Genomic DNA, 13,353 nt, shown 5'->3' with positions numbered 1-13,353 from the left:
CTGCTATACTACAAGCAGAGAAAGGGGGAAAGAAGAGCTTTGGTTTCTGTCTTGTGTTTTTTTGAGTCTGTAATGTTATTGATTATGAGTTTGTAATTCACATAAAGGTGACTAGTTTTTCACAGTCTAATTTTCATGTAAAGAAAAAAGCCCACTGTTGTAGGCTTTCTGTAAGATATTTCTTAAAATTAAAGCATTTTGTTATCTTCCTATTAAAAGGCAGATAAAAACAGGCCTAAGCCTGCTCTATTTTTTGCCCTGTTTCTACCAAAGTTTATTGATTATAAATAAGTAGAGAAAATACAAAGGGTAACAAAAAGGGGAATTAAATTGATGAGTTCAGTAAGCAAGATTTAGCACGGTAAAACGTGCTTTTTATTTCGTGCTGTATTTACCATAATCAAATCATTCCCTTGATCTTCACATGATATTTTTCAAGCCACTCACGATTATCAGATAGGTTATAACTTTTTAATTCTTCCAACATCATAGGTATATTGTCATTCAGCAGGTCAAATAATGGTTCGTTCTCAATTTCCAACAAATCACCTTCTGTTGAAGCTAACCACTCGCCAAAATCAAAAGAGAAATCCCAGACGCTAACTTTCTCATCAAGGACTTGTTCAAACATTTCTAAAACTTCTTTACTTTTATTCAATTTTAGTAAATCCTTTTTTAATCTTAGATTTAGTGTTTCGAAATCATTATAGGACTTGAGCACTTTATTTACCAAATTTTGCTTTAATTGAGATAATCTCACTCTCAAAAAGAGAAATCTCAGATGGTTCATCAGGGCTAGGATTGTCAATGAGGATAGTGATTTCATCTTGCTCATCATTTTCCATTTCGTCAATAAAATCAGTGACAAGTCCATTTATGATTTCACCATCACTATTTACTACCTGAACTCTTGAGCGTAGGTAGTTCCAAAGTTGTTTACTCATTCTTAGCCCTCTCACATGTTCTAAGCACTATCCTACTGAAATACTAAGGATTTCATTCTCAAAATACTCATAAAGAGTACCGTCGACACCCAAGCCGATTGAGTCAATCTCCTCATCTTTATCACATAAAAATGGGACTTTCTACAAAGTTATGCAGTCAATAGCATCCAGCTATCTCTTAAGGTAGTTCCGTGTAAATCAATATCTAACAATTCGTCAAAACTAGAAAACTTTTGTTCATTGACACCAAAAGGTTCAGAGATTACATTATCATCTCCGAAATACCCAATGTAGTACTCAATTCCGTTTAGTTTCAGATTAAACTCTTCACCGTTTTCTATGCTTTCTCTGAAGTCTTCTAAAGTTTTAAAAAAATTATTTGCCATAATTGTGCCTAATTCCTTTCAAATCTTCGTTTGCGATACGTTGAGCTAAAGTTAGTTCTTGATTGCCTAACTTCTGAGCGACGTGTAGCTTCTTCCTGTTCGGTCTGATAGACCGTTCTAGCGCCCTCTGCGCTCCTCCTGCTCTTGGTTCAAGCTCTTTGCTATACAGTCAATGTTCTCCTTAATTATACCATAACTGGCTTTTACTTTACTCCACAATATTCTTGTGTTTAAAAGTTTTTTAGGCTATAATTAAATTAATAAATAGAGGCTTTCCATCTCCCCTTGAAACAGATTATTCTGCGGTAGGAGGTGGGACACCTCTATTTGATTTTAAAATAAAGAAGATGTATAATTAAGTCAAGAAAGAAGCATGGTTTTCCCGCCCAAAAAGTCATAGAGCTGTGGGAGAGTCATGCTTCTTTTTTATCTCACAAAAGCCCCTAGAATCGTTTCTAAGGGCTTTTAGTTTATCCATTACCTTTGTAAAACCTTAGTATTTTTAAATACACAACCTCACCAAAACCTCACCATTCTATGGTTCTAAAATCAACCAGCATTTACTACACTTGCTAAGTGTTCTATAGCTTTTTGCCTTATAACGTATACTGTAGTATTTGATCTATCTATTTCTTCACCAACCTGCCAAGCGTCGAGCTCATTCAAGTAGAAAAGTCTTAGGACAGAACGCTCAAGCGGATTGGCCAGCTTATCAATCAGCCTAGATATTTCCATCCTTTCCTCAGTAAGGCGCTCAATTCTCTGGAGTGTATCCTCTTTTAGCTTCAGAACACTTATAAGGTTGTTTTCTGCCTTATTCTCTCTGCTTGTCTGCACCCTGCTATGGCTTAGTGTTGGCTTTTTGATAATACCACTCTCCAGGGCTTCCAATTCCAAATATAAGCCTTTTATTTCCTTGTTTATCCACTTAACGCCCTCTAGTTTTTCTTTTATCTGCTCTGGTGTCATTCCTTAGCTCCTTTATGATATAATATTATTGAAAACGTTGTCGGGGTAGAGTGAATGCCTCGGCTTTTTTTCGTTTTCTCTAGCTTCGCTCGAAGTTCAAGTTATATAATCTTCTTTGTTCGTTCTCTGTTCAAGTGCTATTTTCTCGAAGTTCGCTCGGAGTTCAACGCATAAAATCCTGCCATTTGTCAGGCATATTTTTTGCCACTACCTTACCAAAACCTTACCATTGGAAAACTTCGATACCTTACCGTAACCTTACCGTTCTATGGTTCTAAAAAGCAGCTGTACCTTGCCAAAACCTTTACATTTTACTACTCTAAAAAATATCAAGACCTTAGGGTAATCTTAGGGTTTTTTAAAATGTAACCTTAGCCTAACCTTAGCCTTTTTAAACTATGCTACCTTGTACTAACCTTGTACTTTTTTTAATACACAACCTAACCCTTACCTCACCCTTTTTTTGGAACGCTCTACTTGCTTAAAACCTTTATATATCTAGCTTTTTTTAACATTTAAACCTCTAATATGTAGTATTTGTTCGTTTTGTAAATTGCACACTACTACAAATTATCATCTAACTTAATTAACAAAAAGGGGATTTCTCCCCTCTACACACTCGCTTAAAGTATTGCGTCCATGTTGTCGTCTAGGTAATCAGATTCTAAGAAAGTGATTGCTCCGTCCACTCTTTGTTTTACAAACTCAGGATCTTCCATCAATCTCTTATAATTCAGTTCATCAACTGCTCCGGCAAACTTATTCAGTAGGTCTTTAGTTCGATTGCTATTATCCGCTGGGATATACTGCGCTAACTCTGCACTGTTTGGGTTGCCATTTCCAAAAATATCCCCCAGGGCATTTCTGAGAAGCGATAAGGCCGTATAATCGTTTTTGTAGTGGTCTATCAACGCTTTACCCGTAGATACAGCTAACGCCCCACTCTCAAAAAGTTTTACGGTATTTTGTAACGCTGCTTGATAACCAGGATCAGTCAATAGTTTTACTTCTGATTCTGCTCTTTGAGCTTCTTTTTTCGGTAGTAAATTGTCTGCGATTGTTTTCAGTTCATCATAATAAGCGCCATACCAACTATCGTATTTGAATTTAATTGCTTCCAGCTCATTCTCTTTGCCTTCAGCGCTCAAAAATTGATTATTATTCACTTCATCAATTTTTCCTGAAAGGTTATCGATTGCCCCTTTCAACGCTAACATCTTAGTAATAATTGTTTTCTTGTTCATTCTATATTCCTCTTTCTATTTGTTAATTTCTATATCTAAAAGCACCGCACCTATTACGGTATCCCGTTTTTAAAACTGTTTTTTCTACTCGTATCAATCCATAAGGATTTTTGTATCATATTCACTCCTAGCGCCAAAACAAAAAGGACACCGAAAAAGCCAGGTAGCTTAATCAGTGTCCTCGGTTGTTCCGATAGACTCTATTTCTTTGTTTCAGTTCGCACCAGATGGGAAAATCTCCCATCTTGAAAATGCAAGGTCACACTCCCAAAAGTCGGGGAAGCTTCTACACCTATTTTACCATTTTTCTGATACAAAATAAAGCCTTGCTGCAACAGCCCGTCTAAATCATCCATTTGATCCTCCATTCATTTTTTTCTTGATTCTTAATAGCCTAGAATGCTATGTGCCTCTTTTACTTGGTTTATTGTAGTACTTGTAGCCCTAAAGCGTTGATATAAGCAATATTTTCAACTATTCAACGCTTTTTACTACCCTTTTTAGTGCACTTTAGCCTTTAAGCTACTGATTGAGTATCGTTTATCCTTGATAGTAAATGACTTGAAAAAGTTACCCTCTAGGCCTGTTCTAACACGGCTGGCCACTCGATCACTATACAAGCTAGCAATCTCTGAGCTGCTTAGATTTGTAGTAATAATAGTCTTGTCTCGGTTACTGAGAATATCAAAAATAAACTCTTCTTCCCAGACCGATTTACCTTTATTACTAGCGTTGTCCGATTTTATACCTAAATCATCAAGTACCAGGTAATCAACCTCTTTCAGCATTCTTGAGTAGTACCCCTCTTTGCTAGTAGAGTTAAAGCTCTCTCGAACTCGTCTAAGGATTTCTGTTAGATTGACAAACAATACACTTTTAGGCTCTCCTTTGGCCTTGTAACCCTCGTTTATAGCCTTAGCAATAGCAACGCTTAAATGACTCTTTCCAATCCCTGTAGAGCCTGTAAACAAGGTATTCCCTGTCATACCGTCCAAGTATTTCTCTACTTGCCCTTTTGAAAACTCTAGTAATTGCTTTTCCTCGGCTGTCTTAGCTATGAAATTCTCAAAGCTAGCCTCTTTTAACTCTCTAGGGATCGTACTGTCCCGCATAAGCACATTATAGGTTTTTAGGTATGTCTCAGCATTCAAGCTATTATCTACTCCCTCCCTATCCTGCCTTTCTATTAGTTCCTTTGTGCATTCAGGACAAAACTCTTGTATACTTCGTTCCTTACTGCCCCTTTTAGGTGTAGATATTTGCCAATAATTGACCTTATGAACCTCACATACCTTTTCACTAATTTTTCTGTTGTTATATTGCTCAAATTTATTTTCCATTGCTCACCCTCCTAGAATGGGTTTTCCTCTGTTCGTGTTTTTAGCCATTCCTCACGGCTAATAGGTTCAGCCTGTTTAGATGACTGTTTCAGTTTTTGCCTTTGTTCTTCATGCTGCTTAACTTGCTCTACTGTTTTAAGTCCCAGCCCTTGCCAATTTGAAAGAATTGACCTGGTATATCTAATTGACTTACCAGCGTTTAGGATAGTTACCTCAAGAGCATAGATTACTAACTCTTGGCCATGGCTCTCTAGCAAGTCTCTCACTTCTTCCACCATTGTCCCATTGACTGACATTTGACCAAAAGCTGACTTTAATTTTTCAAAGATTGGATTTTCATGCTCATCCTCGTCATTCTGACTTGACCTAGATTGACTTAGATTATCTTGACTTGACTTATATTGACTTATATTCTGCTGTCCCATGTCTGCCCTTTGGTTGTCCCTTGGTTGTCCCACCTTTTCAGGAGGTTTTTTAGGCCTATCTACACGCTGCCTAGGCTCAGTAAGTTCAATATCTGGGACTACTTCCCTGAGTAAATCCGCATAAACTGAATTGACCTTTCTATCAGCACGAACTTTATTCTGCTCATGAAAATCCACAATAAAATATACCATTTCATCATTCAGCGGTCTGATAAAATCCTTGACTATCAAAAGTCCTAGGCTATCCTCACTAACCCCTATCATTCTAACAACAGGGAAAGCCTCTACTACTCCATCATCATCTGAGTTTTGAATTAAATGAAAATATAGAGCCTGTGCCTCTAATGGTAGCCGCAAAAATCTCTGAGTTTGGGTTACTGTCTTACTTATCATTCTACGATTTCCCATTTTTCTTCCGTTGCACCTCCTTGTTAATTCCCCTGATGATGTCATAATAAGAGTGACCAGCAGGAATGACATAGCCCTCTGTTTCAAATTCCACCCATTGCTCCACACCGTCCACAATTACCTTGCGTAGATTTGTGATGGTGGGTGTCCATTGTTCTTTTTTCTTTGTCATTATTCCCCCCCTAATCTACTGCAAGAAAATTGTATATATCGGTCTTGCGGTAATAAATCTTCTTACTGTTCTCAAAAGGCGACTGATAAGGTTTTAAGCCGTGTTTTTCCCAATTATTCAACGTTGTGCCACTGATCCCTAGCTTATTTAGTAGATCGGCTCTAGCAATTAAGTCCCAGCCGTCATTATGCTGCTTTTCAAGCTCAAGCCTTTTCTCTAAGTGATCTCCCACTTTCTCCAGTAGCTCAAGTTCTGCCTCTCTTGATAATAGTTGCATATTACACCCCTTTTCTAATTGTTCCGCTTGCCTGCAAGCTGAATATAACGCCCATAGCAAGGGTTTAATTCCTCTCTTGGTGTTTCTATCATCTGTTGGTTTTCTCGCTCCCTTTGGGCGCTTTTTTGGCGGTCTCGGTGGTTTAGATAAAGTAGCCAGCCAACCAGTACCACCATGAAGATTACCGATTGTGTATTGGTTAAATCTAATTCGTTCATGTTAACCCTCCTCATGAATCATCATGCCACGGGTGTACTCAATCGAACTTGTCCATAAGTCCAAGAGATTCTTTTTACCTCGTTTTTTCTTGGCAATATCAACTGCCAAAAGTTCCCATACATAATTTAATAATTGACTTTGATCCATAGGATAGTCATTCTCTTTAGTTATTTCCGCTAGATAAGCGTTTAAGAAAAGAAATCCATCAAATCTAGAAACTCGTTTTATAAAATCAGTGTTACCCCAATAATTTCCATAAAATGACCGTTCTTTTTGCTCTAGTTCTCCTATTACTTCAGCAACTACTCTCTGTTTCATCCTTTCCGTCTGTTCCTTAAGCGTTTGCTGTTGTTCATGGTATTCTGTGCTGGTCAGTTCATTGTAGACATCATCCAAGTCATTCAATACCCTACTGATTGCTCTTTTAGCTATGATATTTCTAACCCCCGTAAGACTTCCTTGTATTTCTTCTAAATCTGTTGAAATAGCTTCTAATTTATCTGCTAACATGTTTTTTACCTCTGTTTCTATGTTTGTGTAATTGCCCTGATGGGCTTGTTAATGTCTTTCCTGTAATTGCTCATATCCTCACGCTCAGACTCGCCAATATTTGAAAGCGTGAGAAAGAACCAGTTTAAAGAGTTAGTGCTCTCTCGTTTGGGCACAAATCACTATTTTGTGATATAATTAAATAAATACCTAACTAAATCCCATACTTGCTATTTTGGTTTTAGTTGTTTGAGTGAAAAGCCTTGCTGATTTGGTCGTCGGTTTAGGCTTTTTTTGTTGCTTAGATTTCTATAAGTGAAAGGTAGTAAGAAATCTTATAAATCTTCTACTAGCCAGCTCATAACTGCCTCATAGATACGCTTGGGAGCATTGTAGTTCCCGCTCTCAACTTTGCTTAATGTTGTTCTAGCAATTCCAAGCGCTAAAGCTGTCTGACTTTTGGTTAAATCCCGTTTTCCTCTTTTTGCTCGTACTTTTTCAGCTATTTCTACACTGATTAGCATAGGTTACCTCCTTAATTTTTTACTATCAATCTGATAGTAAATTTAGTTTATACTATCTTTTTGACAATGTCAAGCGTTTTTATTGTCAATTTGATAATTTTTTTGCTTATTGCTATCGTTTTGTGTTATAATCGTTTTTGAAAGGTAGTTAGAGTATGAAAAACAGATTAAAACAACTGCGAAAACAAAGCGGAATATCACTAAAAAAATTAAGCCAAAAACTTAATGAACTATACGGAGTCACAATAAGCGACAGCCAGCTATCCTACTACGAAAACGGTAAACGTTCGCCTAGAGATGAGAGGGTTTGGAAATATATTGCCTATTTTTTTGATGTTCCTGTTGGTTACCTTTTAGGCTATAAAGATGATATCGAACTCATTATGACTGGAACCGATGGGGAACAAAAAGTATTTGACTCCAGGAGCTCCCCATATTTACAAAAAAACCTTAATTTTTTGAAAGATATTGAAGAAGTAAAAAAAATAAAAACTGACACACTAATAGCTATTGAATTTGTAGAAAATATTTATAGCCGACTATCCAAATATGATAGGGTTAAACCTGGCTCATATGCCTCTGAAATGAACCATATATCACTTGCTCTCCTTGACTTCTTGGACGACCTGGAGCGCGTTGAAAACTCTTTAACGAAATAACCCCCCTAAGCGATTTTATAGCTCAGCTATACACAAATACCATCACACCTAAAATAAACGAAAATAGGGCTATTCTCGTAGCTCTCAGAACCATATAAAGACAATATTCATAAATACTTAACTAAATCCCATACTTGCTTACTGATGTTAGAAAGGTATGACTATGAATATTACAGAATACAAAAAGAAAAACGGTGCTACAGTTTACCGTGCAAGTGTTTATTTAGGCGTTGATAAACTTACAGGGAAAAAGGCTAGGACAACAGTCACGGCCAACACTAAAAAAGGAGTTAAAATCAAAGCCAGGGAGGCCGTCAATGCTTTTGCAGCTAACGGATATAGCGTAAAAGAAAAACCAACCATTACAACCTATAGGGAGTTAGTCGCTCTATGGTGGGAGAGTTACAAGAATACAATCAAACCTAACTCCCAGCAATCCATGGAGGGGATCGTAAGGCTTCATATTTTGCCTGTATTCGGAGATTACAAGCTAGACAAGCTCACTACTCCTATCATTCAGCAGCAAGTCAACAAGTGGGCTGACAAGGCCAATAAGGGCGAAAAAGGGGCGTATGCAAACTATAGCTTTCTAAACAATATAAACCGCCGTATTCTCCAGTATGGAGTAACTATGCAAGTGATCCAGCATAACCCAGCTAGGGATGTCATTATCCCACGTAAGCAACAAAATAAAGAGCATAAGGTCAAATTTTTCAGCAATCAGGAACTAAAACAGTTTTTAGACTACCTGGAAGATTTGGATCAGTCTAGTTATGAAAATTTCTTTGACTACGTCCTTTATAAAACCTTACTCGCTACTGGTTGCCGTATAGGAGAGGCTTTAGCTCTTGAGTGGTCTGATATTGACCTTAAAAAAGGCGTTATCAGCATTTCTAAGACTCTGAATAGATACCAGGAAACAAACACGCCTAAATCTAAAGCAGGTCTGAGAAAAATTGACATTGACAAGGCTACAGTTTCCCTGCTCAAGCAATATAAAAAACGTCAACAAGTCCAGTCATGGCAACTAGGACGGTCTGAGAGTATTGTCTTTACTCCTTTTACCACAAAATACGCCTACGCTTGCTTACTTAGAAAGAGGCTACAAGGTCACTTTAAAGCTGCCGGCGTTCCTGATATTAGTTTCCATGGTTTCCGACATACTCACGCTACAATCATGCTATACGCTGGCATAGAGGCGAAAGATCTACAGTATAGGCTAGGCCACTCTAATATCTCAATGACCTTGAATACTTATGTCCATGCTACCAAAGAGGGAGCTAAAAAAGCTGTCTCAATCTTTGAGGCAGCTATCAGCAATTTATAAATAACAAGGGTGCCCCATTTTGGGGCTACCCTATTACTATACCTAAAATTAGTTATGGGTAACTAAAAGGGTAGTAAAAACAAAAAAAGCACTAAGGGAAAGCGCCCCAAAGTGCTTAATATCAAGGCTCCAAAGCCTATCTTATTCAATAAAATATTACAACATTTTGTTGTAGAATTCAACGACAAGTGCTTCGTTGATTTCTGGGTTGATTTCATCGCGTTCTGGCAAGCGAGTCAATGAACCTTCCAATTTTTCAGCGTCGAATGATACGAACGCTGGACGTCCAAGAGTAGCTTCTACTGCTTCAAGGATTGCTGGAACTTTCAATGATTTTTCACGAACTGAGATCACTTGACCTGGAGTCACGCGGTATGATGGGATATCAACGCGTTTTCCGTCAACAAGAATGTGACCGTGGTTTACGAATTGACGTGCTTGACGACGTGTAGTTGCAAGGCCAAGACGGTAAACAACGTTATCCAAACGACGTTCCAAAAGGAGCATGAAGTTGAAACCAAGGATTCCTTCTTTAATCTTAGTAGCTTGTACGAACAAGTTACGGAATTGTTTTTCACCTACACCGTAAGTGAAGCGAAGTTTTTGTTTTTCAGCCAATTGCAAACCGTATTCTGACAATTTAGAACGGTTGTTTGGTCCGTGTTGTCCTGGTACGTAGTTACGACGTGCCAATTCTTTACCTGTACCTGTAAGTGAAAGGCCAAGGCGACGAGCTTGTTTCCAAGATGGTCCTGTATAACGTGACATGTGTATGTCCTCCTGATATAAATAATAATTCGGTGGAAATAGTCACTTAGAAAGCCCTGATTCGTGCAGATGCCCTTCGCCTAAACAGCCAAGGTTACTTATCAGAAGACATCTGTTGACGAGCTTCATGCTTTCCTGCTGATATTTCACACAATGGATATTGTACCACGAATGGTTAGATTTGTAAAGGGGGTTTAAGCTTTATTTTCACTGCCAGAGAGATGGAGAACGAGAGTAAAGGTGCTTCCGAGGCCGTACTGGCTGCTGACTGTGATTTCTCCACCCAATTGATGGGCCAATTCACGCGCAATCGCAAGCCCTAAGCCATGACCACCTGTTTTCATGTTACGCGAAGTCTCTACACGATAAAGGCGTTTGAAAATATTCTCTAAATCCTCTGGGGCAATCCCCTGTCCCTCATCGGTCACACTGATTGAAAGCTGGTTATTTCCCAGCTTAGCCACCACTTCCAGCTTGGTTTCTGGAGCTGAGTATTTAAAAGCGTTATTGACCAGATTCACCAAGATACGAGAAAGTTTGGCATAATCTCCTTCAATCCGGGCAGACTCTGGGATTACCTGCAAATGAACATCTCGTTCCTCCTGCTCAATCAAGAACTGAAATTCACTCATGCACTCAATCAAGAGCTGGTCCAGAAAAATACTGTCTTTGCTGGTCGTTTCGACCTGATTTCTAGCTGTGTTTAGGGTCAAAAAATTCAACTCCTCAACCAGTTTATTGAGTCTTTCAGTCTGGCGTCCAATGGTTGCTAGATAATGGTCCTGTTCTCCTTCTTTGATAACCCCATCCAAAATCCCTTCTACCGTCGCTTGGATCGAAGTGATGGGGGTCTTGATATCATGCGATAGCTGGGCAATCATCAAGCCCTTTTCTCGCTCGCTTTCTTCCAAGGAATCAAAGGTCGCCTGCAAATCATGGGACATTTCATTGAAGGCTTGGCCTAATTGCTGAAATTCTACAGGCCCTTGAACCTCCAGATTTGATGGAAAGTCCTTGTCCGCTACCCGCTTGGCATGTTCCTTAAGTTTAGCCAATGATGTAAAGACTGGCGACAGAAGAAAGAGACTAATCCCAGCACCAACAAAACTAGCCACGAAAGTCATACCCACTAGGAAATAAATCTCTCTTTCTTCAATTAGCATTCGCTGGATGGCCCAAAAAACCACGATAATCGTTAGGAGTGTTGAAATGATATACCCCACTAAAATATAACTTTTTAATTTCATTGATTACCTCGTGCTTTCTCAATTTTGTAGCCCAAACCCCAGACAGTTTTTATAGTAGGCGTTTCTGCGCTAGCATGTTTAGCCAACTCCTGTCGAAGAGCATGAATATGAACATTCAAGGTATTAGTATCATCCACATAGGCCTCTTGCCAGACCTTTTCATAGAGGTCTGTCTTAGAAAAAACGCGCTCTGGATTGCTAGCTAGAAGCCATAGAAGTTCGAAGGATTTGACTGTCAAATCAAGCGCCACATCTCCGACTTGGACCTCATGACTACCGTGATTCATCCGTAAATCCCCGAGACTGACGACTTCTGTCTCACCTCCACGATGAAGGCGACGCAAGATATTGTGGACACGCAAAACCAGTTCACGAGGGCTAAAGGGCTTGGCAATAAAGTCATCTGCCCCTAAGCTCAGGCCATAAATCTTGTCCTGCTCGCTAGTCTTAGCCGTGATAAAGAGAAAAGGCTGATCTGGAGATTGATACTGAACCTCACTAATCAAATCATAACCATCCATCCGAGGCATCATGATATCTGTAATAATCAAATCAATTGGTTTTCTCTTGAAGATTTCTAAGGCCTCTACTCCATCATGGGCCACCAAAACCTGATATCCTGCCTGAACCAGATAACGTTGATGAATATCTGTGATTTCTACCTCGTCGTCAACGAGTAAAATTGTCTTTCCCATCTGTCTCTCCTTTGAAAAAAACAGTGCTATACCACAATAGTATAACACTATTTTAATCTCTTTACGAACATTCTAAACGATATCTAGATTTTTCATATCCTAGATAGAAAGTCTGTAGCTAGACTAGTCATTTTCTTCTTTTTTAGCTTTCAAACCGAGTCCACCTAGCAGGCCGGCCAAAGCTAATCCAAAGAATCCAAGAGTAGCCATTGATGTTTGGGCTTCACCAGTATATGGAAGCATGTCTTTTTGGTCTTTCATTTGATTAGCCATCATTGAACTTGATACCTTGTTATTAGATGCCATTTTGCTTGAGGCTGCTGAAGCTTGATCTTGTTTCATGCTTGGCGTTGCCATAGGCTGGCTAGCATTCATGGTTTTGTCCTGCTCTTTTTTAGGCATCATCTTATCCTGGCTAGCAGCTGGCATTTGAGATTTCATCGGATTGAGAGACTTATACCCATTCAAATTAACAGTCAAATCCTTAGTCGCTACAAGGTTGCTCAAGTCTGCCTTGCCGTCCTTCGCACCATAAACCTTGATAGTTGCCTTGTAGCTGTGAGTTCCATTTTGTTTCAAGAGATCAAGTAAGTCTTTATCAGATTTACCTTGAGTTCCTGCCAAATCTACTTCATAGAAGTAAAGACCTTTGCCCAATTTCTCTACTGGTGGGAGAGCTGGATTTTTAGCCGAACCATTGTCTGACCATGGAGCCTTGTCTGAGGCTTTCAAGATAAGGCGTGTCAACATACCGTCACCGGCGAAGAATTCATATGGAATGACTTGGTTAACACCGGCTGTGAATGGACCTGGGAAATTAGCTTTGTCCAAGTATGTAGCTGGAACATCTACTGTGTCTTTGGTATTGTCAGCCACGCCCTTTTGCACTTCAGCTGGAGTAGTCAAGCCATTCAAGTTCACTGTCAATTCTTTAGTTGCTACGAGGTTGCTCAAATCAGCTTTGCCATCTTTGGCACCGTACACCTTGATGGTTGCCTTGTAGCTTTTCGTACCATTTTGTTTCAAAAGGTCAAGCAGCTCTTTATCTGATTTACCTTGAGTACCTGCCAAGTCCACTTCGTAGAAGTAAAGACCTTTGCCCAATTTCTCTACTGGTGGGAGAGCTGGATTTTTAGCTGAACCGTTGTCTGACCATGGGGCCTTGTCTGAGGCTTTCAAGATAAGGCGAGTCAACATACCGTCACCAGCGAAGAATTCATATGGGATAACTTGGTTAACACCGGCTGTGAATGGACCTGG

General features: G+C 39.2%; 19 protein-coding genes. 2 read left to right on the top strand and 17 right to left on the bottom strand.

The features are described 5' to 3' along the window. Positions 1 to 400: 400 nt before the first annotated feature. From HMPREF2805_RS10115 to HMPREF2805_RS10060, 13 genes are all read right to left on the bottom strand, one after another. Complete coding sequence (locus HMPREF2805_RS10115; RefSeq protein WP_148131645.1) at positions 401 to 658, bottom strand: hypothetical protein; 258 nt, start codon at positions 656 to 658, stop codon at positions 401 to 403. 64 nt (positions 659 to 722) lie between these two features. Then, the gene (locus HMPREF2805_RS10110; RefSeq protein ID WP_083301323.1) at positions 723 to 944 is read right to left on the bottom strand and encodes a hypothetical protein; all 222 of its coding nucleotides are present in this window, start codon (positions 942 to 944) and stop codon (positions 723 to 725) included. A gap of 149 nt (positions 945 to 1,093) precedes the next feature. Further along, positions 1,094 to 1,330: a hypothetical protein gene (locus HMPREF2805_RS10105; protein ID WP_075232402.1), complete on the bottom strand. Its 237-nt coding sequence runs from the start codon at positions 1,328 to 1,330 to the stop codon at positions 1,094 to 1,096. A gap of 549 nt (positions 1,331 to 1,879) precedes the next feature. Further along, entirely contained in the window at positions 1,880 to 2,299 is a 420-nt protein-coding gene (locus tag HMPREF2805_RS10100; protein ID WP_075232401.1) for a DUF1492 domain-containing protein, read from the bottom strand. Positions 2,300 to 2,922: 623 nt separating this feature from the next. Then, positions 2,923 to 3,543: a hypothetical protein gene (locus tag HMPREF2805_RS10095; RefSeq protein WP_075232400.1), complete on the bottom strand. Its 621-nt coding sequence runs from the start codon at positions 3,541 to 3,543 to the stop codon at positions 2,923 to 2,925. A gap of 200 nt (positions 3,544 to 3,743) precedes the next feature. Next, on the bottom strand, positions 3,744 to 3,899 hold the full coding sequence (locus HMPREF2805_RS11350) for a hypothetical protein (protein WP_186822569.1): 156 nt from the start codon (positions 3,897 to 3,899) through the stop codon (positions 3,744 to 3,746). A gap of 144 nt (positions 3,900 to 4,043) precedes the next feature. Next, positions 4,044 to 4,883 carry a DnaA ATPase domain-containing protein gene (locus HMPREF2805_RS10090; RefSeq protein ID WP_075232399.1) on the bottom strand — a complete coding sequence of 280 codons (840 nt, stop codon included), beginning with the start codon at positions 4,881 to 4,883 and terminating at the stop codon, positions 4,044 to 4,046. 11 nt (positions 4,884 to 4,894) lie between these two features. Beyond that, positions 4,895 to 5,716, bottom strand: a complete 822-nt coding sequence (locus tag HMPREF2805_RS10085) for a DnaD domain-containing protein (RefSeq protein ID WP_075232398.1) — start codon at positions 5,714 to 5,716, stop codon at positions 4,895 to 4,897. Beyond that, positions 5,703 to 5,888 (bottom strand): BOW99_gp33 family protein, encoded by a 186-nt coding sequence (locus HMPREF2805_RS10080; RefSeq protein ID WP_075232397.1) that lies wholly within the window; start codon positions 5,886 to 5,888, stop codon positions 5,703 to 5,705. Before HMPREF2805_RS10080 ends, HMPREF2805_RS10085 begins: the two co-directional genes overlap by 14 nt. A 10-nt stretch (positions 5,889 to 5,898) precedes the next feature. After that, a complete protein-coding gene (locus tag HMPREF2805_RS10075) occupies positions 5,899 to 6,165 on the bottom strand; it encodes a hypothetical protein (RefSeq protein ID WP_075232396.1) in 267 nt (88 codons plus the stop codon). A 14-nt stretch (positions 6,166 to 6,179) separates the two neighbouring features. Further along, positions 6,180 to 6,383: a hypothetical protein gene (locus tag HMPREF2805_RS10070; protein ID WP_075232395.1), complete on the bottom strand. Its 204-nt coding sequence runs from the start codon at positions 6,381 to 6,383 to the stop codon at positions 6,180 to 6,182. Between the two features lies 1 nt (position 6,384). Further along, positions 6,385 to 6,894, bottom strand: coding sequence for a hypothetical protein (locus HMPREF2805_RS10065; RefSeq protein ID WP_075232394.1), 510 nt, complete (start codon positions 6,892 to 6,894; stop codon positions 6,385 to 6,387). A gap of 314 nt (positions 6,895 to 7,208) precedes the next feature. Next, positions 7,209 to 7,397 carry a helix-turn-helix domain-containing protein gene (locus HMPREF2805_RS10060; RefSeq protein ID WP_075232393.1) on the bottom strand — a complete coding sequence of 63 codons (189 nt, stop codon included), beginning with the start codon at positions 7,395 to 7,397 and terminating at the stop codon, positions 7,209 to 7,211. A 155-nt stretch (positions 7,398 to 7,552) separates the two neighbouring features. Here HMPREF2805_RS10060 and HMPREF2805_RS10055 point away from each other — a divergent pair, with 155 nt between their 5' ends. Continuing rightward, on the top strand, positions 7,553 to 8,056 hold the full coding sequence (locus HMPREF2805_RS10055; protein WP_075232392.1) for a helix-turn-helix domain-containing protein: 504 nt from the start codon (positions 7,553 to 7,555) through the stop codon (positions 8,054 to 8,056). 163 nt (positions 8,057 to 8,219) lie between these two features. After that, positions 8,220 to 9,383 carry a tyrosine-type recombinase/integrase gene (locus HMPREF2805_RS10050; protein WP_075232391.1) on the top strand — a complete coding sequence of 388 codons (1,164 nt, stop codon included), beginning with the start codon at positions 8,220 to 8,222 and terminating at the stop codon, positions 9,381 to 9,383. Positions 9,384 to 9,539: 156 nt separating this feature from the next. Here HMPREF2805_RS10050 and rpsD read toward each other — a convergent pair whose 3' ends face one another. The 4 genes from rpsD to HMPREF2805_RS10030 all read right to left on the bottom strand — a co-directional run. Next, on the bottom strand, positions 9,540 to 10,151 hold the full coding sequence (rpsD, locus tag HMPREF2805_RS10045; RefSeq protein ID WP_008810013.1) for a 30S ribosomal protein S4: 612 nt from the start codon (positions 10,149 to 10,151) through the stop codon (positions 9,540 to 9,542). A gap of 194 nt (positions 10,152 to 10,345) precedes the next feature. Next, positions 10,346 to 11,398 (bottom strand): sensor histidine kinase, encoded by a 1,053-nt coding sequence (locus tag HMPREF2805_RS10040; protein WP_075232390.1) that lies wholly within the window; start codon positions 11,396 to 11,398, stop codon positions 10,346 to 10,348. Further along, the gene (locus HMPREF2805_RS10035; RefSeq protein ID WP_075232389.1) at positions 11,395 to 12,093 is read right to left on the bottom strand and encodes a response regulator transcription factor; all 699 of its coding nucleotides are present in this window, start codon (positions 12,091 to 12,093) and stop codon (positions 11,395 to 11,397) included. Before HMPREF2805_RS10035 ends, HMPREF2805_RS10040 begins: the two co-directional genes overlap by 4 nt. A 123-nt stretch (positions 12,094 to 12,216) precedes the next feature. Further along, the coding region (locus tag HMPREF2805_RS10030; protein ID WP_148131648.1) for an SSURE domain-containing protein at positions 12,217 to 13,353 on the bottom strand (1,137 nt) is incomplete at its 5' end.

This window comes from Streptococcus sp. HMSC034E03 (assembly GCF_001811505.1).
GTDB lineage: Bacteria > Bacillota > Bacilli > Lactobacillales > Streptococcaceae > Streptococcus.
The sequence above is the reverse complement of the archived record's forward strand: the minus strand, read 5'-3'. Positions and strand labels throughout refer to the sequence as shown.